26 protein-coding genes are annotated in these 26,046 nt (G+C 51.7%); 5 read left to right on the top strand and 21 right to left on the bottom strand.

Annotated features, from left to right (window positions below; genetic code table 11):
* Window positions 1–371: 371 nt before the first annotated feature.
* The 12 genes from AC07OI_RS14745 to AC07OI_RS14690 all read right to left on the bottom strand — a co-directional run bounded on the left by AC07OI_RS14745 (window position 372) and on the right by AC07OI_RS14690 (window position 13,649).
* Window positions 372–1,607, bottom strand: a complete 1,236-nt coding sequence (locus tag AC07OI_RS14745; protein WP_495257756.1) for a multidrug effflux MFS transporter — start codon at window positions 1,605–1,607, stop codon at window positions 372–374.
* Between the two features lie 123 nt (window positions 1,608–1,730).
* A complete protein-coding gene (locus AC07OI_RS14740) occupies window positions 1,731–3,212 on the bottom strand; it encodes an NAD-dependent succinate-semialdehyde dehydrogenase (protein WP_495257755.1) in 1,482 nt (493 codons plus the stop codon).
* A gap of 163 nt (window positions 3,213–3,375) precedes the next feature.
* The gene (locus tag AC07OI_RS14735; protein ID WP_495257754.1) at window positions 3,376–4,590 is read right to left on the bottom strand and encodes a THUMP domain-containing class I SAM-dependent RNA methyltransferase; all 1,215 of its coding nucleotides are present in this window, start codon (window positions 4,588–4,590) and stop codon (window positions 3,376–3,378) included.
* Window positions 4,591–4,697: 107 nt separating this feature from the next.
* Window positions 4,698–5,129, bottom strand: coding sequence for a CopD family protein (locus AC07OI_RS14730; protein WP_492703489.1), 432 nt, complete (start codon window positions 5,127–5,129; stop codon window positions 4,698–4,700).
* Between the two features lie 14 nt (window positions 5,130–5,143).
* Window positions 5,144–6,409, bottom strand: coding sequence for a glutamate-5-semialdehyde dehydrogenase (locus tag AC07OI_RS14725; RefSeq protein ID WP_495257753.1), 1,266 nt, complete (start codon window positions 6,407–6,409; stop codon window positions 5,144–5,146).
* Window positions 6,410–6,526: 117 nt separating this feature from the next.
* Window positions 6,527–7,546, bottom strand: coding sequence for a DNA polymerase III subunit delta (gene holA / locus AC07OI_RS14720; RefSeq protein WP_495257752.1), 1,020 nt, complete (start codon window positions 7,544–7,546; stop codon window positions 6,527–6,529).
* 1 nt (window position 7,547) lies between these two features.
* Window positions 7,548–8,057: an LPS-assembly lipoprotein LptE gene (locus AC07OI_RS14715; protein ID WP_492703486.1), complete on the bottom strand. Its 510-nt coding sequence runs from the start codon at window positions 8,055–8,057 to the stop codon at window positions 7,548–7,550.
* 52 nt (window positions 8,058–8,109) lie between these two features.
* Entirely contained in the window at window positions 8,110–10,737 is a 2,628-nt protein-coding gene (gene leuS / locus AC07OI_RS14710) for a leucine--tRNA ligase (RefSeq protein ID WP_495257751.1), read from the bottom strand.
* Window positions 10,738–10,898: 161 nt separating this feature from the next.
* Window positions 10,899–11,342: an ExbD/TolR family protein gene (locus AC07OI_RS14705; protein WP_495257750.1), complete on the bottom strand. Its 444-nt coding sequence runs from the start codon at window positions 11,340–11,342 to the stop codon at window positions 10,899–10,901.
* A 12-nt stretch (window positions 11,343–11,354) separates the two neighbouring features.
* Window positions 11,355–12,011 carry a MotA/TolQ/ExbB proton channel family protein gene (locus AC07OI_RS14700; RefSeq protein WP_492703483.1) on the bottom strand — a complete coding sequence of 219 codons (657 nt, stop codon included), beginning with the start codon at window positions 12,009–12,011 and terminating at the stop codon, window positions 11,355–11,357.
* Between the two features lie 248 nt (window positions 12,012–12,259).
* A complete protein-coding gene (dapB, locus tag AC07OI_RS14695; protein WP_492703482.1) occupies window positions 12,260–13,066 on the bottom strand; it encodes a 4-hydroxy-tetrahydrodipicolinate reductase in 807 nt (268 codons plus the stop codon).
* A 49-nt stretch (window positions 13,067–13,115) separates the two neighbouring features.
* On the bottom strand, window positions 13,116–13,649 hold the full coding sequence (locus AC07OI_RS14690; protein ID WP_492703481.1) for an outer membrane protein assembly factor BamE: 534 nt from the start codon (window positions 13,647–13,649) through the stop codon (window positions 13,116–13,118).
* 111 nt (window positions 13,650–13,760) lie between these two features.
* Here AC07OI_RS14690 and fur point away from each other — a divergent pair, with 111 nt between their 5' ends.
* Window positions 13,761–14,189, top strand: a complete 429-nt coding sequence (fur, locus tag AC07OI_RS14685) for a ferric iron uptake transcriptional regulator (protein WP_492703480.1) — start codon at window positions 13,761–13,763, stop codon at window positions 14,187–14,189.
* Between the two features lie 74 nt (window positions 14,190–14,263).
* On the opposite strand, the gene AC07OI_RS14680 is transcribed toward fur, so the two are convergent.
* From AC07OI_RS14680 to AC07OI_RS14670, 3 genes are all read right to left on the bottom strand, one after another.
* Entirely contained in the window at window positions 14,264–14,647 is a 384-nt protein-coding gene (locus AC07OI_RS14680; RefSeq protein ID WP_492703479.1) for a response regulator, read from the bottom strand.
* Between the two features lie 67 nt (window positions 14,648–14,714).
* The gene (hrcA, locus tag AC07OI_RS14675; protein ID WP_492703478.1) at window positions 14,715–15,746 is read right to left on the bottom strand and encodes a heat-inducible transcriptional repressor HrcA; all 1,032 of its coding nucleotides are present in this window, start codon (window positions 15,744–15,746) and stop codon (window positions 14,715–14,717) included.
* A gap of 44 nt (window positions 15,747–15,790) precedes the next feature.
* Window positions 15,791–16,477 (bottom strand): HAD family hydrolase, encoded by a 687-nt coding sequence (locus AC07OI_RS14670; RefSeq protein WP_492703477.1) that lies wholly within the window; start codon window positions 16,475–16,477, stop codon window positions 15,791–15,793.
* 75 nt (window positions 16,478–16,552) lie between these two features.
* Between AC07OI_RS14670 and AC07OI_RS14665 the strand changes: the two genes are divergently transcribed.
* From AC07OI_RS14665 to AC07OI_RS14650, 4 genes are all read left to right on the top strand, one after another.
* Complete coding sequence (locus AC07OI_RS14665; protein WP_492703476.1) at window positions 16,553–17,446, top strand: NAD kinase; 894 nt, start codon at window positions 16,553–16,555, stop codon at window positions 17,444–17,446.
* Between the two features lie 194 nt (window positions 17,447–17,640).
* Window positions 17,641–19,287, top strand: a complete 1,647-nt coding sequence (gene recN, locus AC07OI_RS14660) for a DNA repair protein RecN (RefSeq protein WP_495257749.1) — start codon at window positions 17,641–17,643, stop codon at window positions 19,285–19,287.
* A gap of 15 nt (window positions 19,288–19,302) precedes the next feature.
* Entirely contained in the window at window positions 19,303–20,409 is a 1,107-nt protein-coding gene (hemH, locus tag AC07OI_RS14655; RefSeq protein WP_495257748.1) for a ferrochelatase, read from the top strand.
* 7 nt (window positions 20,410–20,416) lie between these two features.
* Window positions 20,417–21,241 (top strand): symmetrical bis(5'-nucleosyl)-tetraphosphatase, encoded by an 825-nt coding sequence (locus AC07OI_RS14650; protein ID WP_495257747.1) that lies wholly within the window; start codon window positions 20,417–20,419, stop codon window positions 21,239–21,241.
* A 3-nt stretch (window positions 21,242–21,244) separates the two neighbouring features.
* Here the strand turns inward: AC07OI_RS14650 and AC07OI_RS14645 are convergent, their stop codons facing one another.
* The 6 genes from AC07OI_RS14645 to AC07OI_RS14620 all read right to left on the bottom strand — a co-directional run bounded on the left by AC07OI_RS14645 (window position 21,245) and on the right by AC07OI_RS14620 (window position 25,936).
* Complete coding sequence (locus AC07OI_RS14645) at window positions 21,245–21,979, bottom strand: lysophospholipid acyltransferase family protein (protein WP_495257746.1); 735 nt, start codon at window positions 21,977–21,979, stop codon at window positions 21,245–21,247.
* Window positions 21,980–22,147: 168 nt separating this feature from the next.
* Complete coding sequence (locus AC07OI_RS14640; RefSeq protein WP_495257745.1) at window positions 22,148–23,434, bottom strand: dihydroorotase; 1,287 nt, start codon at window positions 23,432–23,434, stop codon at window positions 22,148–22,150.
* A gap of 7 nt (window positions 23,435–23,441) precedes the next feature.
* Window positions 23,442–24,413, bottom strand: coding sequence for an aspartate carbamoyltransferase catalytic subunit (locus AC07OI_RS14635; protein ID WP_186952126.1), 972 nt, complete (start codon window positions 24,411–24,413; stop codon window positions 23,442–23,444).
* On the bottom strand, window positions 24,406–24,927 hold the full coding sequence (gene pyrR / locus AC07OI_RS14630) for a bifunctional pyr operon transcriptional regulator/uracil phosphoribosyltransferase PyrR (RefSeq protein ID WP_492703469.1): 522 nt from the start codon (window positions 24,925–24,927) through the stop codon (window positions 24,406–24,408). The genes AC07OI_RS14635 and pyrR overlap by 8 nt, the downstream gene beginning before the upstream one ends.
* Entirely contained in the window at window positions 24,924–25,319 is a 396-nt protein-coding gene (ruvX, locus tag AC07OI_RS14625; protein ID WP_492703468.1) for a Holliday junction resolvase RuvX, read from the bottom strand. Before ruvX ends, pyrR begins: the two co-directional genes overlap by 4 nt.
* Window positions 25,319–25,936, bottom strand: coding sequence for a YqgE/AlgH family protein (locus AC07OI_RS14620; RefSeq protein WP_422949683.1), 618 nt, complete (start codon window positions 25,934–25,936; stop codon window positions 25,319–25,321). Before AC07OI_RS14620 ends, ruvX begins: the two co-directional genes overlap by 1 nt.
* Between the last annotated feature and the right edge of the window lie 110 nt (window positions 25,937–26,046).

Below are 26,046 nucleotides of genomic sequence, written 5' to 3'. Positions count from 1 at the left end.
TGTTAAGTTTTTACCAATTTCACATCAAGCACGGTAAAAACAGAATTACAGGTGTTTTACAGCCTTGAATCGGTAAGAGATCCAATGACAAGCGGCACGATACCTGTGAAAAGTGACAACTTGATGAATTCAATGTGTTTAGAAAGCTACACTTTAATAAAGTTCAGCCAAAAAGAACACGACGGATATCTTATTTGCATATGCGGAACGAATAGTACACAAAATCAGGGAAACCTGCTGCCACACAAGATTATGCACCATTGCTGCAAAGCACCAATTATATAAGGCCAGTAACAAGCATTTCAAGTAACTGACTTGAAATTTATTTATATATTACAGTAATTGAAACATTTCATAATCAGTGAAAACCCCTACTCTATGGCCTCCCAGGCGTTCTGTTTTTGCGCAGTCATGGCACGCCAGTAAGCACGTCCGGTGTACCACATGGCTGCGCCTATGGCCGCACACGCAAACTGCCCCAAGGCCAAAGTCAGGACGGAATGATCAAGGGCCGGTGCGACAATACCGGCAATCACTGCCCCCAGCAGGGTTACCGTGGCCGACTGACAGGACGCGACGATGCCACGTATATTCGGGAACAAGTCCAGCACCAGCAAGGTTGCTCCTGGTGCAACCAGAGACATGCCAAAGGTATAAAAAAACAGCGGTGTCACTGACCACAAGAGTATAGGTGGAGAAAAATAGTGGAAGATGACATTAAACAAAGATGCGCCAATCAGGAAGCAAAAACCTATGCTGACCTGCTTCCATACCGTCATATTGCCTGCCAGCCTGTTGGCTGCCAGAGCACCAAAAAATATGCCGCCCACCGACGGTACAAACTGCCAGCCAAACTGGTCTGGCCCCAGATGCAAATGCTGGGTAATAAAAGCCGGGGCTGCAGAAACATAGAGGAACAAGCCAGCAAAATTAAAGGCGATGGTGCCTGCTTTTAAATGAAATAGTGGTGACTTGAATACTTTTTTATAACTGACCCATAAAAATTCTGCGCTGAAAGGCTGGCGCTTATCCATAGGCAGGGATTCAGGCAGACGCTTATAGCAAGCCCACCACAAGACCACGGTATAGCCAAACAACAACAGGAAAATCGCCCGCCAGCTCAGGAAACTGACTACCCAGCCACCCAGGATAGGTGCAATCGCCGGTGCAATAGAGAAAATCATGGTCACCAGTGACAGCAGACGCTCAGCCGGGGCACCTGCATACAAGTCACGGATGATGGCACGACCAACCACCATGCCCGCCCCCGCCGACACACCTTGCAGAATGCGAAAGCCCCACAAATAATGAATGCTATGCACAGAAGCACAACCAAAGCTGGCCACGGCAAACACCGCCAGGGCCACCAGGATCACATTGCGCCGCCCAAAAGCATCTGACAAAGCGCCATGCCATAAGGTCATGACGGCAAAGGACAGCATATAGGCCGTCAGGGTCTGCTGCACTTCCAGCGCACTGGCATTCAGGGTAGCCTGGATATTGGGAAAAGCAGGAAGGTAAGTATCGATGGAAAACGGACCTAGCATGGCCAGGGCAGCCAGTAAGGTCGCCAGGCCAGCATTATTGATCTTGGTTGCAGAGGACATGGGTAAATTCAGTTTTTACGCCTGATAGCCAAGTTAGCTATCAGGCATCGGACTACATATTGAGGGGATTGGAACCTGAAGCGAGGACTGCGCTGATGTTCAGGCCGAGGTTCACGCTGAGATTCAGATGCCACCCATACACAGATATTTCATTTCCAGATATTCATCCATGCCATATTTCGAGCCTTCACGCCCCAGGCCGGATTGTTTGACACCACCAAACGGTGCCACTTCATTCGAGATCAGGCCGGTATTGATACCTACCATGCCGTATTCCAGTTTTTCAGCCACCCGCCAGACACGGCCTATGTCGCGTGAATAAAAATACGAGGCCAAACCAAAGTCAGTGTTATTCGCAGCGACAATGGCTTCTTCTTCTGTCTTGAACTTGACGACTGCGGCTACCGGGCCAAAGGTCTCTTCATTCATGATCAGCATGCCAGATGTAACATTCGACAACACCGTTGGTTCATAAAAAAGTTTGCCAGCTTCCAGCAATTTGCCACCAGCCTGCAAGCTTGCACCTTGTTTCAAGGCGTCGGCCACATGCTCTTCTACCTTGGCTACCGCCTGCGTATCGATCATTGGCCCCTGGTTGATGCCAGCACCAAAGCCATCGCCTACCTTGATCTTTTTAGCCCCGGCTGAAAGTTTTGCTACAAAAGCGTCGTAAATTGATTCATGCGCATAAAAACGGTTGGTACAGACACAGGTCTGGCCGGAATTGCGGAATTTAGATTGCAGCGCACCTTCGACAGCAGCATCCAGGTCAGCATCTTCAAACACGATGAAGGGTGCATGTCCACCCAGTTCCAGCGCCAGTTTTTTTACCGTCTGGGCAGACTGACGCATGAGGATACGGCCTACCGGCGTTGAACCGGTAAAGGACAAATGCCTGACCACAGGGCTGTCGCACAAGACCTTACCAACAGCAATAGACTGCTCCGAGTCAGCGGTGATGATATTGATGATGCCTGCCGGTATGCCTGCCCTGTGCGCCAGTTCTGCCATGGCCAGTGCGGACAAAGGTGTTTGCTCGGCAGGCTTGATGACGATAGAGCAACCGGCCGCAACCGCTGGTGCCACCTTGCGCGTGATCATCGCGATAGGGAAATTCCATGGCGTGATGGAGGCACAGACACCAATAGGCTGCTTCAAGACCACCATGCGCTTGTCGCTCCAGGTCGATGCCATTACGTCACCAGATACGCGCTTGGCTTCCTCCGCAAACCATTCTATGAAGCTGGCGCCGTAAATGACTTCACCCTTGGCTTCTGCCAGCGGCTTGCCCTGCTCTGCCGTCATGATGGCGGCCAGATCGTCAGCATTCTCTATCATGAGGTCAAACCACTTGCGCATGAGAATGGCGCGTTCCTTGCCGGTTTTTGCAGCCCAGAGCGGGAATGCAACTTGCGCGGCCTTGATGGCGGCTTCGGTATGGCTGGCGTCCAGATTGGGTACTGTGCCCAATATTGCCAGCGTGGAAGGATTATTCACTTCAAAACTGGCCTTGCCTGTGACCCACTCGCCATTGATATAGGCCTGGTTGCGTAATAAGGATGGGTCTTTTAAATTCAATTGCTTTGCTGTTGATTCCAGTGCCATGACTACATCTCCTTGCAGAATCTTGAAGTGAAGCCTCAAGCCTAAAGCAAAACGGCCAGGTCTGCTGAGACCTGGCCGTTTTTTCAGAAACTGAATAGCGATTTATAGCTGCATTTAGCGACTTATTACAAGTTATTGCAAGTTACAACAAATCGCATGAAAATTATTCAGCAATATCTTTTGGCTTCGCTTCTTCCCTGCGGTTGAAGCCTGCCACCATGTCAAAGCGGAACAAGCGACATTCCAATGCACCGTTAAAGAATGGGGTCTTGCGCGATTCTTTGAGGCGCAACATCTTGGGCAAACCCAGATCTGCAGTGAACAGGAACACGCTCCAGCCAGCAAAACGCTGCTTCAAGGTCGTACTGAAAGCACTGAAGAAATCTTTGGCCATGTCATCATCTTCCATCGAACTGTCACCACGCACACCGATACGTTCACCGTAAGGGGGGTTGGTCAGCAAAATGCCTGGCTCTGTCGTTGGCGCCTTGATTTCCTGCGCTTCTATCTGCTTGAGTGGCACGTCAAAACGTATGCCCGCCTTGTTGAGGTTATTGCGCGTCATGACGATCATGTCGCCAGAAATATCGCTACCGAAAATCGTAGGTTCAGCAGGCAAAGGATGTGGTTTGGCGCTGGCCTTGATCTGTGCCCAGGCATCAGCATCGAACTGATGCATTTTCTCGAACGCAAAATCACGCTTCAGGCCAGGTGGTATGCCTGCCAGGATTTGCGCAGCTTCGATGAGGATGGTGCCGGAACCGCACATGGGATCAAACAAAGGTGTGCCAGGTTTCCAACCAGCGGTGCGCAGCAAACCTGCTGCCAGGTTTTCACGCAAAGGCGCATCACCAGTTTCCATACGCCAGCCGCGCTTGAACAAGGGTTCGCCAGAGATATCCAGATATACCGTGAAATTGCGCGCGTCCATGAAACCGACGATGCGCATGTCAGGGTTCTTGGTATTGACTGATGGGCGCTGCGTAAACTGGTCACGGAAACGGTCGCAGATCGCATCCTTGATTTTGAGGGTGGCAAAATCGAGGCTCTTCAAAGGTGACTTGACTGCCGTGACATCGACACGGATGGTGTGGTGATAACCAAACCAGTCTTCCCATGGCTGGGCCAGCACCAGATCGTAAATATCGTTTTCATTGGTATAGCCAGAATGCGCCATACGCATCAGCACGCGGGATGCGATGCGTGAATGCAGGTTGATACGCCAGCCATCATGCAGGCTGCCTGAGCAATGCACGCCGCCAGGCACCTGATTGTGTACAGTCATGGTTTTATCCATGGCTGCAATTTCACCCAACTCTTCAGCCAGGGCTATTTCCAGGCCACGTGGGCATGGGCAAAAATAAGAATAACGCGTCATAGGAGTACCCTTTATCCGTTAATAAAAACTATGGTGAATATTCACCGCCATTTGCTGACCTGGGGTTCTGCACTCCAGATCAACCGTATTTTGAAACCTCGTCAAACCTAGAAAGGTTTGACGACTACCAAAATCAATATCGCCAGCAACAAAATTACCGGCACTTCATTAAACCAGCGGAACCAGACATGACTACGCTTGTTAACACCCTTCTCAAACTTTTTCAGCAAGCTGCCACAGGCGTGGTGATAACCTATCAGCAGGATCACCAAGGTCAGTTTGGCATGCAGCCAACCATTACCCGGTCCCTTGCCTATGCCATAGCCTAGCCACAACCACAGGCCGAAGATCAGTGCCAGCACCGCCAGGATCGTCATGAAACGGTAGAGCTTGCGCGCCATCAGCAACAGGCGCTCTGTCGTGGGTGAGTGATTTTCCATCGCCAGGTTAACCAGGATGCGCGGCATATAAAACAGGCCGGCGAACCAGGATGTGACGAACAGGATGTGGAAAACTTTAACCCAAGGATAAAAATCCATATTGCTCTTTCTTTTTATTGACGCACTTCACCATGGCCAAAGACTACATACTTCATCGAAGTCAGCCCTTCCAGACCTACCGGGCCGCGTGCATGCAGCTTGTCATTCGAGATGCCGATCTCTGCACCCAGGCCATATTCAAAACCATCGGCAAAACGGGTGGAAGCATTCACCATCACCGATGCTGAATCAACTTCGCGCAAGAAACGCAGGGCGCGGCTGTAGTCTTCTGTGATGATGGATTCTGTATGTTTGGATGAATAATCATTGATATGCGTGATGGCTTCATCCAGGTCAGCCACTAGCTTGATGGCCAGAATAGGGGCCAGGTATTCAGTACTCCAGTCTTCTTCCGCGGCTTTAGCCAGATGCGGGTAGCCTGCCAGAATCGCAGCGGCGGCATCGTCACAGCGTAATTCCACCTGCTTGCCTGCATATAACTCAGCCAGTGCAGGCAAGACTTGTGCAGCTATGCCCTGCGCGACCAGCAAGGTTTCCATGGTGTTGCAAGTACCATAGCGGTGGCACTTGGCATTGAAAGCCACGTCTACCGCTTTTGTCAGGTCAGCCTTGTCATCAATATACACATGGCAGATACCATCGAGATGCTTGATCATGGGCACTGTCGCCTCTTGCATCAGACGCGCAATCAGGCCCTTACCACCACGCGGAACGATGACATCGACATATTGCGGCATGGTGATCAGCTCACCGACGGCAGTGCGGTCTGTGGTCTCGACGATTTGTACAGCATCAGCAGGCAAACCGGCACCGGCCAGGCCTTCCTTGACCAGCTTCGCCAGCGCCTGGTTGCAATGGATAGCTTCTGAACCGCCACGCAAGATGGTGGCGTTGCCACTCTTAATGCACAGGCCGGCGGCATCTACAGTCACATTCGGGCGTGCTTCATAAATGATGCCGATGACACCCAGCGGCACGCGCATTTGCCCTACCTGTATGCCGGTTGGGCGGTATTTCATGTTCGAGATTTCACCGATAGGGTCAGCCAGGCTGACGATCTGCTCCAGGCCTTCGGCCATGGTGGCAATCGCCTTGTCGGACAGGGTCAGCCTGTCGAGCATCGCTGCTTCCATGCCTGCTGCTTTGGCTGCGGCCAGGTCAAGTTCATTGGCGGCACGCAAGGCAGCGGCTTCACGCCTGATGGCGGCAGCGATCAGGGACAGAGCCTTGTTCTTGGCGGCGGTGTCGGCTTTGGCCATGGCGCGCGATGCTGCGCGGGCACGGATGCCGAGGTCATTCATGTAGTGCTTGATATCCATATCGTCATTCAGAGGACATCTAGTCCTCATATTCGTTGATCAGCCACCAGCAAGGTGGCGAGGGAATTCAATTTCCGGTTTGATAAACCGCTTAATCAGGTGCAGGTACAATTGCGATTAAGCCGCTTTTGCCACTCTCAAACCCAACTGTAATAAGGCATCCCAGGGATCACCTGCAAATGCCTTCGCTCGTAAACCTTTTACCATCTTATCGACTTGCGATGCCTCTTGCAGTGCAGCCCGCAAGTTTGCCAGGCTGACGCGACGCAAGGCGGGGTCCACGAGTTTTTCCCGCGGGCCCCAGATGCGGTATTCTTTCAGCAAGGCTGACAAGGGCCTGCCCTGCGCTATGCCAGACTTCAGTTTCAGCAAGGTACGTATCTCTTCTGCCATGGCCCACAAAACAAGTGGCAGTGCTTCGCCCTCACCTTTCAAACCATTCAACATGCGTACCAGTCTCGCAACGTCACCAGCCAGCATGGCTTCATTGAGTTTGAAGACATCATAGCGCGCCACATTCAGCACTGCATCATGGATTTGTTCAAAACTCAGCTTGCCTGGCGGATGCAACAGGGCCAGTTTCTGGATTTCCTGATGGGCCGCCAGCAAATTGCCCTCTACCCTGTCGGCAATGAAATCCAGACTTTGCCGGTCTGCGCTTTGTTGTTGCAAAGACAGGCGCATGCTGATCCAGCCTGGCAGTTGATTACGCTCTACCATCGGAATATCGATATATACCGCTGCCTGTTGCAAGCTGCCTACCCAGGCGGCTTTTTGCGTCGCCCAGTCCAGCTTGGGCAAAGTAATCAGGGTGAGGTTATCGGGCGACAGATTCGTCACATAATCCTGCAGGGCCTGGCCACCATCTTTGCCGGGCTTGCCGGTAGGGATACGCAAGTCGATGAGTTTTTTATCACCAAACAGGGATTGCGACTGATTCGCGGCCAGCAAGGCCCCCCATTTGAAACTGCGTTCCACTGTCAGGATTTCGCGTTCGTAAAAACCCTGCGACTTTGCTGCACGACGTATCTTGTCTGCGGCTTCCAGCGCCAGCAAATGCTCATCACTGGTGATCACATACAGTGGCGCCAGTGTTTTCGCCAGATGGCCATCAAGGGCATCGAAGCGTAATTGCATATCAGTCGTCCATCTTTACAACAGCCAGCCTGCGCATGATTTGCTGCACCAGGTCACTTTGCATGTCGCGGTACAGCAAGACTTCTTCCGCTTCTTTCGCCAGCACTTGTGATTCATTAAAGCTGATATTACGCTTCAACTGCAGATCTACCGGTTCCAGATACTCCTTGCCCACATTATTGCGGACACGGAAGCGGAAGTTATAAATCAGATTGTATTCACGCACACGCCCCTGGCTATTCAGGGACAGGATTTGCTTGTCCCTGGTTTCGCTGAGCACTTCCAGTATGACCTGGGCATCCTTGGCTTCAGACATGATCTGGGTCTGACCATTGGCACGGATATGGCGGCGCAATTCGCCACCAAGTGCCGAGCTTTCAGGCATGCCGATATAGATACTCTTGAATGGCAAAGCAACCGGGCCACGCAGGGCAAAACCGCAAGCCGACAACAACATGATGGACATGATGACTGCCAGCCATTGCAGATGCTTTAAATACTTTGCTTGCATGCGGTTTCCTTTATTACTTTACTTTGTCAGACTATTGTTCAAGACCAAGATATCACGCAACGATATTCACCAGCTTGCCAGGTACGATGATGATTTTCTTGGCTGCGCCTTCCATGAATTTCTGCACGCTTTCATTGGCCAGGGCTGTCGCTTCAATGGTCGCCTTGTCGGCATCCTTGGCAACCTTGATACTGCCGCGCAGTTTGCCATTGACTTGCACCATCAGTTCGATTTCATCTTGCACCAATGCAGCTTCATCTACCAGCGGCCACGGCGCATCAATGATTTCACCAAGTTCTGTCGCCAGACCCAGTTCCTGCCACAGTACGTGGGTAATATGCGGACATACCGGATACAAACCACGCAGCAGGATGCTGAAAGCTTCGCGCAAAGCTGCGGCGCTGCCTTCGGCTTCTGACTTGAAGGACTCTATGGTATTGAGCAACTTCATGGCACCAGAAACAACGGTGTTGTATTGCAGTCTGTCGTAATCGGCGTCGATCTGCTTCAGCGTCAGATGTACTTCACGGCGCAGGGCCTTGACATCATTTGCATAGGCAGTTGGTGCCACAGTACCAGAGGCAATCGTGCCAGACAATTTCAATGCAGACGCCCACAGACGGCGCAGATAACGTGATGCACCTTCTACACCGCTATTACTCCATGCAGCACTTTGATCCGGAGGACCAGCGAACATGGTGAACAGGCGTGCTGTATCAGCACCGAACTGCTCGATAATGTCTTTCGGTTCAACCACATTGTTCTTGGACTTGGACATCTTTTCGATGCCGCCCATTTGCACAGGCTGGCCATCACTTTTCAGCGACGCAGAAATTGGACGTCCTTTGTCATCATGCTGGACTTCAATTTCATTCGGATAGAACCAGGTTTTCTTGCCGCTGGCATCTTCACGATAATAAGACTCGTTGAGCAACATGCCCTGGGTGAACAGATTCTTGAAAGGCTCGTCTATCTTGACCAGGCCCAAGTCACGCATGGCCTTGGTCCAGAAACGTGCATACAACAAATGCAAAACTGCATGCTCGACGCCGCCTATATACTGGTCCATCGCCATCCAGTAATCATTGCGCTCGTCGACCATGGTCGACGCATCTGGGCAGGTATAACGCATGAAATACCAGCTGGAATCAACGAAGGTGTCCATGGTGTCAGTTTCACGGTGCGCAGGGCTGCCGCATTTAGGGCAAGGCACATTCAGGAAATCTTCACGGTGTTTCAATGGATTGCCAGAACCATCAGGGATACAATCGGTAGGCAAGACCACGGGCAAATCTTCATAAGGTACGGGCACGTCACCACAGCTGTCGCAGTGGATGATAGGGATAGGTGTACCCCAGTAACGTTGACGGGAAATACCCCAGTCACGCAAACGCCAGGTGGTTTTCTTTTCGCCGAGTTGTTTGGCAATAAGGTCGGCAGCCACTGCATCAACCGTGGCCTTGAAACTCAGGCCATCATATTTACCGGAATTGACGGTGACACCACGTTGCTTGTCGCCATAATATTCTGCCCAGGCATCAGTGCTGAAGCTTTCACCTTCAATCGCCACCACTTGCTTGATGGCGATATTGTATTTTTTCGCGAAAGCGAAATCGCGTTCATCATGCGCAGGAACACCCATGACAGCGCCATCGCCATAAGTCATGAGGACATAATTACCGACCCAGACTTCTACCTGCTCGCCAGTCAAAGGGTGAGTAACGAAGAGGCCAGTAGGCATGCCCTCTTTTTCCTTGGTCGCCATTTCGGCTTCTGTCGTACCACCGGCTTTGCAGACTTCAATGAAGGCTGCCAGTGCTGCATTGTTCTTTGCTGCCAGAGTGGCGACAGGATGTTCTGCTGCTACTGCGCAGAAAGTCACCCCCATGATGGTGTCAGGACGGGTAGTAAACACATACATCTTGCCATCTTGTACCAGCGCGCCAGTTTCATCCTTAATTTCGTGCGGGAAAGCAAAGCGTACGCCTTCGCTCTTGCCTATCCAGTTGCGCTGCATGGTGCGCACTTGCTCAGGCCAGCCATCGAGATTGTCGATGCTGTTCAGCAGTTCGTCTGCGTATTGGGTGATGCCAAAGTAATAGCCAGGGATTTCCCGCTTCTCGACCAGTGCGCCAGAGCGCCAGCCGCGACCATCAATCACCTGCTCATTCGCCAGCACGGTTTGATCGACAGGGTCCCAGTTCACAACCTGGGTTTTTTTGTAGGCCACGCCTTTTTCCAGCATCTTCAGGAACAGCCACTGGTTCCAGCGGTAGTAGTCAGGGTCACAGGTAGCGACTTCACGCGTCCAGTCAAATGCCAGTCCCAGGGGCTGCATTTGCGACTTCATGTCTTCGATGTTGGCGTAGGTCCACTCTGCCGGTGATTTTTTATAGGCAATCGCCGCATTTTCTGCTGGCAAGCCAAATGCATCCCAGCCCATAGGCATGAGGACGTTATAGCCCTTCATGCGCAACTGGCGTGCCAGCATGTCATTGATCGTGTAATTGCGCACGTGGCCCATATGCAGCTTGCCAGAAGGATAAGGCAGCATGGAACAGGCGTAATACTTGCCTTTAGGGAAACGTGGATTGTTTTCTACTGCCGTATAGGCATCGATCTTTTTCCAATGGGATTGCGCCGATTGTTCGACGTCGGAAGGCGTGTATTTTTCTTGCATGGCGTAAGCAGAAGTAGATGCGGAAATGACTCAGAACCTTTGATTATAACTGGTTCAGGCACATTATTGAGGAAAGCCTGATGGACAAAGGCTGTCAGGGCGAATTTACAGGGAGAGTGGTGCTTATTCAGGCTAGTCTGACCTGAGCAGGCCAAGAACAATTAAGGCTTTTTAGCCTGCTTGCTGTCGGTCACGAAAGAAATCTTGGCCAGCCCCTGTGCCTGGGCAGACGCCATGACCTGGGCAATGATTTCATAACGGGTGGACTTATCTGCGCGTAGTTGCAATTCTGTCTGCTTGTTCTTTTTTGCCAGCAAAGCCAGTCTGGATTCCAGATCAGCCATGGCGAGAACCTGTTTATCCCAGTACAGAATGCCGTCAGCATCAAAGGAAATACGCACTGTATCTGCCTGGTCCGGCACCGGGGCAGACTGGGCTTGTGGCAAATCCAGCTTGACGGCATGTGTCATGAAAGGAGCTGCAATGATAAAGATGACAAGCAAGACCAGCATCACATCGACCATGGGCGTGACATTGATGTCCGCCATTGAAGTCAAAGGGCGGGATGAAGATTCGCGCGGCGTATGGAATTGACCGAATGTCATCTCTGGAAAGTATCAAACCTTGCTCATGTGAGCATGCAAGTCAAAAGCAAAACCATCAAGCTCTGCCAGGGTAATGCGGTTGACACGGTTAAAAGCGTTGTAAGCCAGCACTGCAGGTATCGCGACCAGCAAACCCAGCGCTGTCATGATCAGGGCCTCACCTACCGGCCCTGCCAGTTGGTCGATTTGCACTACGCCATTGGACGAGATTGCCGTCAAGGCGCGGTATATACCCCAGACCGTTCCCAATAAGCCAACAAAAGGAGCGGTTGCACCGACTGAGGCGAGAAAGCTCAGGCCGGTTTCCAGCTTGACTGTCAGCCCCTGCAATTCTTGACGCAGGCTACGTGTCAGGATTTCGCTAAGCCCGGCACTGGCAGACAGCGTGGCGCTGCGCTGTGCAGTGTCACCTGCTGCGTGCGCAGCATCTGCCAGAGTGATGAATACCTTGGATTGATCCGCCTGACGCAAGGACGACAAGGCATCTGCCAGGCTGGGGGCGCGCCAGAATGTACGCACTGCCGGCGCCGCCTTACGGATGCGCCAGAAACTCCAGCCCTTCATCAAGATCAATGTCCAGCTCAGTACCGACATCAACAATAATAGCCAGCCGACCAGATGACCCAGGGCATCAGCCTGTTCCCAGTAATGTGCAATTGCAGAATTCATGCGTGCGCCGCTTATTTCACTTATTTAAATGTCAGGCAAATGTTGTGTTATTAACGAAAACTAAATAGGACTTACGCAAAATTGTCCCGGCAAGACTATCGCCTTAAGAAACCTCTCTTGCAAGAGAGGTTCGTTACGTCGGCAGGCAACATGTTGCCTGAAACCCCGACTACACCATAGCGATGAAGACAGTACTTTAGTACGGCCAGGAGCTGCAACGCTGCTGGGGCGGTTTTGCGTCAGTCCCACTACCGCAAACCCAGCACATCGTACATATCATACAGGCCTGTAGATTTGCCTTGCAGGAAACGTGCTGCACGCAGGCTGCCATGGGCATAAGTCACACGGCTGGATGATTTGTGGCTGATTTCTACACGCTCACCTATGCCGGCAAACAAGACTGTGTGGTCACCAACAATGTCGCCGCCACGGATAGTGGCAAAACCGATGGAAGACGGATCGCGTTCACCAGTCACGCCTTCGCGGGCAAAGACACCCACTTCATTGAGGTCACGGCCCAATGCATCGGCGATGACTTCACCCATTTTCAGGGCAGTGCCTGATGGAGCATCCACCTTGAAGCGGTGATGGGCTTCGACGATTTCGATGTCATACCCCTCTGCAAAGCTCTTGGCTGCCATTTCCAGCAACTTCATGGTGACATTCACGCCCACACTCATATTCGGCGCAAACATGATGGCAGTTTTTTCTGCTGCGGCGGCGATCGCTGCCTTGCCAGCCTCATCAAAGCCTGTGGTGCCTATGATCATCTTGATGCCATGCGCAGCACAATATTCAAGATGCTTGAGTGTACCTTCAGGACGGGTGAAGTCGATCAGGTAGTCAGCATTCGCCAGGCCTGCGGACAGGTCAGCCGTAATGCTGACACCAGAAGGCTTGCCCAAGCTGGCTGCCGCATCCGTACCCAGAGCTGGCGAAGCTGGCACATCCAGGGCACCAACCAGTACCATATCATCCGCATTGCTGATCGCTTCGACCAGCATTTTCCCCATACGGCCAGAAGCCCCGGCCACGGCGATTTTCAGTGCAGTCATTGGTATTAATTTCTCTTTAGATTTATTTCTCTTTAGGCTTATTTAAGACTTATTTATCTTTTTTCTTCGGCGCATCAGTTTCTATTACTGATTGCACCCGGTTCAGGCCCAGTGCGGATTCAGTGATGCGCGCCAGATATTCTTTTTCAGTCGGCAAATTACCACCGCCTTCGAACTTCGCTACCGTACCATCCTTGAAGTACACAGAAACACGGCTGGTAATACGCTCGCCATTCGGCTTGGTCAGGCGGAAAGGATAATCCCAGCGGTCTTCATGGAACATATCGGTCAGCAAGGCTGTGCCAAGCACAAAACGCACTTGTTCGCGCGTCATGCCTTCTTTTAATTGCGCCACCATTTCCTGGGAAACAAAATTACCTTGCTGTATGGAAACGCGATAAGGTGAAATAAAGGCCAATACCTTGCCAAAACCAGTAGGCTCTACCACTTGTGCACCATTCGCATCACCAGGTGTGCCCGATGTTGCATATACTGATGTCTTGTCAGCCGATGACAGCAGGGGAATAGGTGATGAGCATGCTGTCAAAGAAGCCAGCACTACCAGACCCGCTACACGGCTCATCTTCTTCCGTGTTAATTCTGAAAACAACAGTTGCATAGATAACCTCTTAATTGAGCAACAAGCCCTAAAACCCGATATCATAAAGCAGATAGCAATTTTTTGATCGAAAACATGACAAACAGCACCCCCAACCTCAAGGCCAGCGGTCTGAAAGCCACTCTGCCCCGTCTGAAAATCCTGGAAATCTTCCAGAGCAGCAAGGTTCGTCATCTGACAGCAGAAGATGTATATAAGATCCTGCTGAATGAAAATATGGATGTCGGTCTGGCAACTGTGTACCGCGTACTAACCCAGTTTGAGCAGGCTGGCCTGTTAAACCGCAATCATTTTGAGACTGGCAAAGCCATTTTTGAATTGAATGAGGGTTCACACCATGACCATCTGGTTTGCCTGGATTGTGGTCGCGTGGAAGAGTTCTTTGATGAAGAAATCGAGCGACGCCAGCAGACGGTAGCTCAGGAGCGTGGCTTCAAGATTGCTGAACATGCACTGGCGATCTATGGCAACTGTACCAAGCCGAATTGCGAGCATAAGGCTTAAGTCAGACAACAATTTCTCAAATTTGGTTTTCAAGCGCACCGGGATGGATATACATGTCCTGTGCGCCGCCAGACTCACTTATTGATCTTGGTAACAACAGCTTCCACAGTACCTATGATCTTTTGGGCATTAAATGGCTTGAGGATATAGCCATGTATGCCGGTTTTGACTACCTCATTGATGGTTTCCTGATCTTTATTGGCTGTCACCATGAGTACCCGGGCATCTGGCAGCAGTTCTCGGATACGCGGTAAAATTTCAGTACCGCTGATTTTGGGCATCACAATATCAAGCAAGATCAGGTCGGGCCTGAGCTTCACTGCCATTTCCAGGCCAGCACCGCCATCCGTTGCCTCACCAACAACGTTATACCCCTCGCTGCGCAATATGACCCTGAGCACTTCGCGGGTTACATCATTGTCATCTATCAATAAAATCTTCGCGTTTTTCTTGTCCATGGCAATCTGTATTCGCGTAAATGTTTAATAAGCTGCTACGCCAGTCTGGGCATGTTGACATCCCGGCTTATTGACTTAATGCATTCGATAATAATTTCGAAGTGATATCCACGATAGGAATTACTCTTTCATATGCCATGCGGGTTGGGCCTATGACACCCAGGGTACCTACTATTTTACCGTTCACCTCGTAAGGGGCAGTGACGATACTCATTTCTTCCATGGGCACCAGTTGCGACTCGCCGCCTATGAATATCTGCACGCCGGTTGCCTTGCTGGAGACATCAAGCAGTTGCATGAGACTGTTTTTTTGCTCAAACATATCAAACAGCTTGCGCAGGGAACTCATATTCGAAGACAGGTCCTGCACATTCAGCAAATTGCGCTCGCCAGAGATGACGACTTCGTCATTATCTTCATCCATGGCATTGCTGCCTGCTTCAACAGCCGCCTGCATGAGTCTGGTCATGTCATTTTGCAATTGCCGCAACTCACTATTGATACGGGTACGTGCATCGGTAAAACTAAGGCCGCCAAAGTTCTGGTTCAGGTAATTGGCTGCCTGCACCAGCTGGGTGGGTGTGTAATCAACATCCGTCAACAGCAAGCGGTTATGGACTTCGCCTGTTGGAGTGACGACCACCAGTAAAATACGTTTTTCTGAAAGACGCAAGAATTCAACTTGCTGGAAAATCGACTCAGTACGCGGGGTCATGACGACACCGGCAAACTGCGTCAAGGAAGACAAGATTTGCGCCGCATTCGCAATCAGTTTTTGCGGCGGCTGTGCATTCATATTCGATTGCAGGCTCGATTGCAGGCGCGAATCCATACCTGCACCATTGATATCTTGCACAGTCAGCAACTTATCAACGAAGACACGATAACCTCTGGGGGTGGGGATACGGCCCGCAGAAGTATGCGGGCTAGCGACAAAGCCCATTTCTTCGAGATCCGCCATGACATTGCGTATCGTCGCTGGCGATAACTCCAGACCGGATATTTTTGACAAGGCGCGAGACCCCACAGGCTGGCCATCGGCGATATAACGCTCGACCAGGGCTTTTAATAAAGTTTGTGCGCGGATATCTAGTTGCATGGTTTCATTTTATGCGTTCATGACTGACATGAACATAGAAAAATTCACAGCCATAGAGTCAGGTCATGCAGATTGGCAAATTCTGCATCCGGCTTGATATGCAGATGGCGCTCATCTTCAATTTTTAAACCCTGGCGGTTCATCCAGCCGCCTTTTAATCCCGCCTGTTGCGCACCTTGCACATCAAGCAATAAATCATCACCTACGTACAATACCTCTTGCGGGGCCAGACCCAATTCCTGGCAAGCAGCCAGAAATATCCTGGGATCAGGTTTGGCACAGCCAAAGCGAAAGGCAGCGATAGACACCTTGAAATGGTGCGCCAGGCCTATCGCCTGCAAATCGGCAAAACCATTTGAGACAGTGCCCAGCAGCAGTTTTTCTTGCAGGGCCTGTAAAGCCGGTTTGACATCGCTGTACAAATCGACTTTGTTCCTGGCATCGGCAAATACCGCCATGGCCTGGTCGGCTTTATCGGCTGCCACGCCATGCTCATCAAACACCTGCTTCAACAGGGTATGCCGCAAGGCCCATAAATCGTATTGAAAACGCTGGTCGCTCGCTACCAGCACATTCCTGCGCTCGCGCAATTTTTCCATATTGTAATTTTGCGCCACGACGGGTACATGCTCATGCATCCATTGCTGCAACACTGATTCGGCATGGCGAATTACCGGTGCAACCGGCCACAAAGTATCATCCAGATCCAGCAAAACTGCTTTAATTGCCATAAAGAGCACTCATTCCATTCATTGATGTCCTAATTATGTTCTAATCTTAGCCATCATGTCACCCTACCTTTGTTTATGACAGTACAGGCCAAAACCATTGCACTTGTTGGAAAATCTAATGCGGCAGGCATTGCCGACTCGATTAAGGAGCTGGCCAATTTTCTTGCGAGCGAGGGACATCGTGTCGTCATCGAAGCAGAAACGGCGCAATACCTGCAGTTAAGTGAATTCAGCAGTATGCCCGTGCCAGAGATAGGCAAGCTGGCGGACGTTGCCATCGTGGTTGGCGGTGATGGCACCATGCTGGGTATAGCGCGGCAACTGGCTCCCTATAATATCCCGCTGATCGGCATCAATCAGGGCAGGCTGGGTTTTATCACAGATATTGCGCTCGACCGCAAAATCCCTGTCATCACAGAAATGCTGAATGGCAAATATGTGTCTGAACGGCGCAGCCTGTTACAGGCTATCGTTACCCGTGATGGCAACCAGATTTTCAGTGGCGTGGCTTTCAATGATATTGTGGTGTCGCGTGGTGCTGGCTCAGGCATGGTGGAACTGCGCGTTGAGGTAGACGGGCACTTCATGTACAACCAGCGTTCAGACGGCCTTATCGTCTCGACACCAACTGGCTCTACGGCCTATGCGCTTTCTGCTGGCGGCCCCTTGCTGCACCCCAGCTTATCCGGCATTGCGATGGTGCCGATTGCACCGCATGCCTTATCGAACCGGCCCATCGTTTTGCCAGACAGTAGTGAAATCGTCATCACCATCGTGGCTGGGCGCGATATCAGCCTGAACTTTGATATGCAAAATTTTGCCAGCCTGCAGCATCAGGACAGGATCATCGTCAATCGTTCTGCTCATACAGTGACCTTTCTTCATCCTCAGGACTGGAATTATTACAACACTCTGCGCGAAAAATTGCACTGGAATGAATATCCATCCGTAGAGGGTGCGCTGAATTAATCTACTGAGTAAGTACCCAACTAAGTAGGTATCCTATTGAGTAACTTATTAAGCGTACCAAACCCACTCTTACGAACACAGAAGTCACAGGCTGTTGCTAGAATAGCGATTTCGCTATGCTGGGCCATATACCGGGTCATATACCATATAGTCCAGCCCTGTTTTCTTAACAAATTCCTTCATGTCAGCCCATTATGTTGCGCACGCTTGCCATTCGTGATTTTGTCATTGTCGATACGCTGGAACTTGAATTTTCTTCCGGCTTCAGTGTGCTGACCGGAGAAACCGGTGCTGGTAAATCCATCCTCATCGATGCCCTGACCCTGGCCTTGGGTGGACGGGGTGATGCCAGCATGGTGCGCGAGTCTGCCAGCAAAACTGATATCAGCGCGGAATTTGCCGTCAATGAGATTCTTGCAGCATGGCTCAAAGAACATGAATTCTTTGACCAGGACCAGCCTTTGATCTTGCGCCGTACCATCGATAATGCAGGCCGCTCAAAAGCATGGATCAATGGCATCACCGCCACAGTAAGCCAATTGCGCGAGATTGGCGACATGCTGGTGGATATTCACGGCCAGCATGCACATCAGTCATTGCTGAAAACTGAAGCGCAACGCGATTTACTGGATATGCAAGGCGGCTTGCAAGAACAAGTCACAGAAGCAGGTTTGCGTTACCGGGCGTGGCGTAACATCAGCAAGCAACGCGAAGAATTTGAAACCAATGCCAAGAGCGTATTGCAAGAGCGCGAGCGCCTGGAATGGCAAGTTGGTGAACTCGATAAATTGCAAATCAAACCAGGCGAATGGGAAAGCATCAGCCAGGAGCACAGCCGCCTCGCCCATGCCGCCAGCCTGCTCGAAGCTGGTCAGGAAGCGGCGGCATTGATTTCTGAATCCGAGCATCCGGTCTTGTCGCAACTGACTGCCATCCAGCAAAAGCTGTTGAAGCTTATCGATTACGATGCAGCGCTCAAACCCGTCACCGATGCGCTGGAATCTGCCTGCATCAACTTGCAGGAAACCACTTATGCACTCAATGTTTACCTGAGCCGCACCGAACTTGACCCGGCCCGCCTGCGCGTCGTGGAAAACCGTGTAGAAGCAATACACACCACGGCAAGGCGCTTTCACGTCGCACCAGAAAAACTGCATGAAGAATTTGCCACGCTGTCTGCCCAGTTGGCACAACTATCCAATGCGACTGACATGGATGCCCTGAAAGCACAGGAAGAAAAAGCCAGGCTGGCTTACCTGCAAACCGCAGAAAAACTCAGCAGGGCCAGACAAAAAGTTGCCAAGGACCTGGGCGCAGCAGTAACCACGGCAATGCAAGACTTGAGCATGGGCGGCGGCAGTTTCTCGGTCGCCCTGAACCCGGTCGAACCAGCCGGCTATGGTCTGGAGCAAGTGGAATTTCTCGTGGCAGGCCATGCAGGTGTGCAGGCAAGGCCATTGGCCAAGGTGGCCTCTGGCGGTGAACTCGCACGTATCTCGCTGGCGATTTCTGTTATCACCTCTTGTGCTACGGCCACCCCTACCCTCATATTTGATGAAGTTGATAGCGGCATAGGTGGTGGCGTGGCTGAAGTGGTTGGACGCTTATTGAAACGTCTTGGACAAGACAGGCAAGTCTTGTGTGTGACGCATCTACCACAAGTAGCCAGTCAGGCTAACCAGCACTTCCAGGTCAGCAAAGCCAACCAGAATGGCAAAACCGTTTCGCAGATAGAAGCACTCGATAATAAGCAGAGAGTGGAAGAAATTGCCCGCATGCTGGGCGGCATAGAAATTACAGCGACTACGCGCAAACACGCCAGAGAATTATTGGCATCTTAAGAAAAAAAATACATCATGCGCTTCCTTAAAGAACCTGAATATTCACACGGCAAAATCCCCAGGACAGCAGTAGTGCTGATCAACCTGGGCACGCCTGATGCACCAACGACATCGGCTGTGCGCCGCTACCTCAAACAATTTTTATGGGACAGGCGTGTGGTTGAAGTGCCGCGCCCGGTCTGGTGGCTGCTCTTGCATGGGATTATCCTGCCCTTCCGTTCTGGCCAGTCAGCAAAAAAATATGCGTCCATCTGGACCAAGGATGGCTCGCCACTGAAGATACATACGCAAAAACAGGCTGCATTGCTGAAAGGCTATCTGGGTGAGCGTGGGCATGAAGTACAAGTTGCGTATGCCATGCGGTACGGCTCACCTTCGATACCCGATGTCTTGCAAAAGCTAAAAGCCGACGGTTGTGAACGCATACTGATATTGCCTGCTTACCCGCAATATTCTGCCACCACGACGGCATCCAATTTTGATGCCGTAGTCCAGCATTACCAGCAAGTCAGGAATATGCCTGAACTGCGCTTCGTCAAGAATTATCATGATCATGATGGCTATATACAGGCGCTGCGCATATCAGTGATGGATCACTGGCAAAGCCATGGCCGCCCGGACAAACTGGTCATGAGTTTCCATGGTTTGCCCAAGGCCTTTTTACTGCGTGGCGATGCTTACCATTGCGAATGCTATAAAACCGCCCGCCTGCTGGCGGAGAAGCTTGGGCTGGGCAAGGATGATTATGTGGTCACTTTCCAGTCACGCCTGGGACGTGCAGAATGGTTGCAACCTTATACTGCGCCGACTGTAGCAAAACTGGCCAAAGAAGGCATCAAGCGGGTCGACGTGATTTGCCCAGGTTTTATCGCTGATTGCCTGGAAACACTGGAAGAAATCGCCATGGAAGTAAAGACCGATTTTCTCAAAGCAGGTGGCAAGGAATTCAACTACATCCCCTGCCTGAATGAATCACCAGCATGGATGCGTGGCCTGGCTGAAATTGCAGAACAGCATCTGATAGGCTGGCCAACCATGATCACTGCCAGCGTGCGTGAACAACAAAAGCAACAAGCCCTGATCAGCCGCGCAGAAGCCAAACGTCTGGGTGGAGAACCCTGAGACAGCAATGGCAAAAACCTATTTTATCGGTGATATACAAGGCTGTGCCGACCAGTTGCAAAGCCTGCTCAAGCAGATAGAGCTGACCGAACCGGATGCACAGTATTTGTTTGCAGGGGACCTCGTCAACCGCGGCCCAAAGTCACTGGCCAGCCTGCGCCTGATACGTGATTTGCAAATCGCTGGCCGGGCAGAATCCGTGCTCGGCAACCATGACCTGCATTTGCTGGCCGTTGCCAATGGCATACGCAAGGCAAGTCGTAGCGATACCCTCGACGATATACTGCAGGCACCAGACCGTGAAGAATTGCTGGACTGGCTGAGACACAGGCCTATTGCGATTTTGCAGCATCAGCATTTGCTGGTGCATGCAGGCATATTCCCGCAATGGTCAGCAAAGCAAACCATCAAGCTGGCGCATGAAGTCGAAACACAGTTACGCAATAAAAACTGGATAGATTTATTGCGCAATATGTATGGCAATACACCCGCGCAATGGTGCGATGATTTGCAAGGTTATGACAGGTCACGCTGCATCATCAATGCCCTGACACGCATGCGTTTTTGTAGTGCTGATGGCGTCATGGATTTTGACAGCAAGGATGGTCTGGATGGCGCACCAGAAGGATTTGCCCCATGGTTTGACCTGCCACGCGCCAGTGAAAAAAACTCTGTGGTATTTGGTCACTGGTCTACCCTGGGCCTGATCTTGCGTGACAATCTGATCAGCCTTGATACTGGTTGTGTCTGGGGTGGCAAGCTGACAGCCGTCGCGCTGGAAGACAGGCAAGTCGTGCAGGTAGATTGTCCGCAGCAGCAAAAACCGGGTTAAGCCTTACTCTCTTAAACCCAGTTCTTTCATCACCGCCGCACGAGCCACTTGCGCCACTTCTCTGCGGTGTGCACCTTCGGTAGGAATAGCAGGCAAGCGCACCAGTTCTGCCGTCATGCGCGGTGCCAGCAAGATGATGCGCATGCTTTCTGCAAAAGTCATTTCACCAATAAAATCAGCGGCAGAATGGAACTGCCCCCGCGCATCAAGATATCGCACAACAAAGGGTTGCACAGGTACATGTGCTTCTATTGCTGCTTCAAACAGGTTGGCGTGAAAAGACAGCAAATTGCCTTGTGCCGCTGTTGTACCCTCAGGAAAAAACGCAATGCGCTTGCCCGCTTCTATCTGATGTACCAGACCTTCATAAATACGCCGCACATCACGCTGCCTGCCACGCACCAGGAAAATCGTGCCCGCTTTTTCGCATAACCAGCCCAGCAAAGGCCAGTTGCGAATATCTGACTTGGCGACGAAATGGCAAGGGTGCAGGGTATTGATGACAAAAATATCCAACCACGACACATGGTTAGAGACGATCATCGCCGCCGGATTCACCGCGCCTCCGCTTTTATCCTTGAAAGTAACATCCACAGTACAGATAGCCAGCAACTTGACCGACCAGCGACGGACCAGATCGTCACGCCTGACATCAGAAGAAAACGGAAAGATCACGGCGCAAGTCAGCAGACCTGCCGTGAGATGGAGAAATATCCGAAAAAAATGCCAAACGATCATGCCCGAACGCCCATACCCATACAGGGTAAGAATAAAAAAAATCAATCTCAATAAAACAAACGGGAGTACGGTGAACCATACTCCCAGCAAACCATTTTATTGCCCAATAATTACCAAATATATAGCTACATCATTTACGAGCCCCCCTGCACTGGCCCCAAGCGCATTTCAGTGCAGAGTATCAAACGCAATATGCCCTGAAACTATTGTCGTCTTGACCACGCCCGGCAATTCATAACCCAGGAAAGGCGTGTGCTTGCCCTGGCTGGCGAGGGCTTTGGCTTCTACCTTCCAGCGTGTGGCAGGATCAAAAATGCAGATATCGGCTGCCTGGCCAACTGCGATTTGCCCGGCTGGCACGCCTGCCACTTTGGCGGCATGCTGGCTGATCTTGGACAGGGCCAGCGTCAGGCTGACTTCACCACGGCTGTCTTCTGCCCATTTCAATGCTAACGATAACAATAATTCCAGGCCGGTAGCACCTGGTGATGCCTCGGCAAAGGGCAGCAGTTTTTCATCATCATCAACTGGCGTATGGTCTGAGCATATCGCATCGATGGTGCCGTCTTTCAATGCCGCAGAAATGGCATCGCGGTCTCGCTGGCTGCGTAAAGGCGGGGTCAGGCGGGCGTTGGAATCAAAGAAACCAATGTCGGCATCAGTCAGGTGTACATGATGGGCGCCAACATCGCAGGTCAGCGGCAAGCCTTCTTTCTTGGCCTTGCGTATCAACTCAAGACCAGCTGCTGAAGAGATACGGCATAGATGCACTTTGGCACCAGTGGCACGCATGAGTTCAAACAGAGTATGCAGAGCTATCGTCTCGGCCATGACAGGTACGCCAGACAAACCCAGGCGTGAAGCCAAAGGGCCGCTGTGGGCAACGCCACCCTTGCCTATATAGGCATCTTGTGGACGCAGCCAGACGGTGAAACCAAAGGTGGCTGCGTAATCCAGAGCCCTTTGCAGGGTATTGGTATTGGCGATGGTTTCTTCAGCCTGAGAGAAACCTATGCAGCCAGCCTGTGTCAGCTCGGCCATCTCTGTCAGGGACTCACCCTTCAAACCGACAGTCAATGCACCCAGCGGATAAACGTGGGCCTTGTTTTGCATGCGCGCTCTTTGCTTGAGCATTTCTACCAGGCCAGACTCATCAAGCACAGGGTCAGTATCTGGTGGGCACACCAGGCTGGTGACGCCACCGCGCATGGCGGCCTGTAATTCAGATTCCAGCGTGGCCTTGTATTCAAAACCAGGCTCACGCAGGCGGGCACTCAGATCGACCAGACCAGGGGCAACGATCAGGCCTGTTGCATCCACAGTTTTATTGGCAACGAAGTCGGCAGGTGCCTGGCCTATAGCGACGATCTTGCCAGCAGCGATAAACACGTCCTGTACTGCATCGGTAGCACTTGCCGGATCAATCACACGGCCATTTTTGATATGTATCTTCATATTCTCCTCATACCCCGCCGCTGTTGCCTGCAACGATGCTCATGACAGCCATGCGCACGGCGATACCAAAAGTCACTTGCGGCAATATCACTGCCTGCGGGCCATCGGCCACGGCAGAATCAATTTCCACACCACGGTTCATGGGGCCGGGATGCATGACGATGGCATCCGGTTTTGCCAGCGCCAGGCGTTCTGGCGTCAGGCCATAGCTCTTGAAATATTCTTGTGCTGAAGGCAGCAAGGCACCGCTCATGCGTTCATTTTGCAGGCGCAGCATGATGATGACATCGACACCTTTGAGGCCTTCATCCATGTTATTGAATACCCGCACCCCCATCTGATCCAGGCCACCGGGCAACAAGGTACGTGGACCTATCACACGCACTTCTGGCACGCCCAGGGTTGTCAGGGCATGAATGTCGGAACGCGCAACGCGGCTGTGCAAGACGTCGCCGACAATCGCCACTGTCAGGTTGGTGAAGTCTTTTTTGTAGTGGCGTATGGTGTACATGTCCAGCAAACCCTGGGTGGGGTGGGCGTGGCGACCATCACCGGCATTCACCACGTGTACATGGTGTTGTTTGGTGTCGTTCAGATGCTTGGCGATCAGGAAAGGCGCGCCGGAAGTCGCATGACGCACGACAAACATGTCGGCATGCATGGCCGCCAGATTGTCGATGGTGTCGAGCAGGGATTCACCTTTGCTGGTACTGGAAGCAGCGATATTGAGATTGATCACGTCTGCCGACAAGCGCTTGGAGGCAATCTCAAACGTAGTACGTGTGCGGGTAGAGTTTTCAAAGAACAGATTGAAGACGCTTTTGCCACGCATCAGCGGCACTTTTTTGACTTCCCTGTCGCTGACGCTGACGAAGGAAGAAGCGGTATCGAGAATATGGTTGACGATGGCTTTCGGCAAGCCATCTATCGTCAGCAAATGCTGGAGTTCGCCGTGTTTATTGAGCTGGGGATTATGCATGGTCGACAGAGATGCTGAAAGTGCCATCATCTGCGCGTTGCAGATTGACAGAGACGGCGGGTTCAAATGAGGCAGTATGGGCTACAAAATCAGCAGCCACCGGCAATTCGCGACCACCACGGTCTACCAGGGTGGCCAGCATGATGCGGGCCGGGCGGCCATAATCAAATAATTCATTGATGGCGGCGCGGGTGGTGCGGCCCGTGTACAACACGTCATCTACCAGGATGATTTGCGCGCCATCGACATCGAAAGGAATTTGCGTAGGTTTGACTTCGGCATGCAGGCCCTTGGCGGCATAGTCGTCGCGGTAAAAGGACACATCGATGAGGCCCGCTTTATTCGGCAAGCCCAGGTCTTGCACCAGCCGCTCGGCTATCCAGGCGCCGCCTGAGTAAATGCCAACGATGGCCAGTTTATCTTGTGCCAGCGCATGTGGTCTGATTTGCTCCAGTAACTGCTGATACAAGACTTCTGCATCAAGCGGGGCAGCATTGGTGGTCGTGGTAGTCATGGCGTTTCGTCAAAATATTGTTGCAGAATAAGGGCAGCCGCATCGTCGTCGATGAACTCGCCACGCGAGCTTGAGAGTACGGCAGAAGAATAGCGTTCATCGACCAGTACGGCGGGTATGTTGAAACGGCCATTAAGCTGGTTGGCAAAGCGCTTGCAGCGCTGTGTCATTTCATTATCGGCACCATCGGGGTGCATGGGCAAACCCACTACACACAGCACGGGCTGCCATTTTTCTATGAGCTTGGTGATGTCGGCAAATTTGCCGTCATTGGTAGGAGCGTGGATGATGCTGAGCGCTTCAGCCTGACGTAAAAAGGTATTGCCAACGGCAACGCCTATGCGCTTTAAACCAAAATCAAAGGCGAGTACCGTACCTTCGCTTGCAGCCATCAGGCATGCCCCGCTTCGGCTGCCAGCATCAATGGATCGATGCCCAACAATTTGATGGCGGCGGCAAAGCGTTCTTCCAGCGGCAAATCGAACAGGATGCGCGCGTCAGCAGCAACTGTCAGCCAGCCATTGGCCAGTATCTCCTGCTCCAGCTGGCCAGCACCCCAGCCAGCATAACCAACACTGATCAGGACTTGCTCAGGCCCGTCACCGGCGGCCACGGCTTCCAGCACATCGCGTGAGGTGGTGAAGGCGATCTCGTCAGTCACTTTTAATGAAGATGAATATTCACCAACAGGGGTATGCAGGACAAAGCCACGGTCATCCTGCACCGGCCCGCCAAATATGACGGGGCGTTTGCCTATGGGATGAGAATCAGGAATGATTTCCAGTTTCAAGTCTATGCGGTCAAACAGGCCAGCCACTGTCAGCTCTATGGGGCGGTTGATGACCATGCCCATGGCACCGCGCGGGCTGTGCTCGCATAGATAAATCACCGTGCCGCCAAAGACGGGATCCATCATGGATGGCATTGCAATCAGGAAATGATTGGTTAAATTCAATTCCAAATTGTTATCGTCTTCGCTTTTCACCTGGAATTTATGTCTGGAAGTCATGGGGGCCGACTGTGTTGCATCGTCGTGCAGATTGGTATGTAGTGATTTTGTTTGCTTCGCCATGGTCACATTTTAGCATTTTTAGCGTGTATTTTCGATGTGTGCTAAGG

Source organism: Undibacterium sp. GW821-FHT07F11, assembly GCF_059418665.1.
This window is presented reverse-complemented; position numbering and strand designations above follow the sequence as displayed.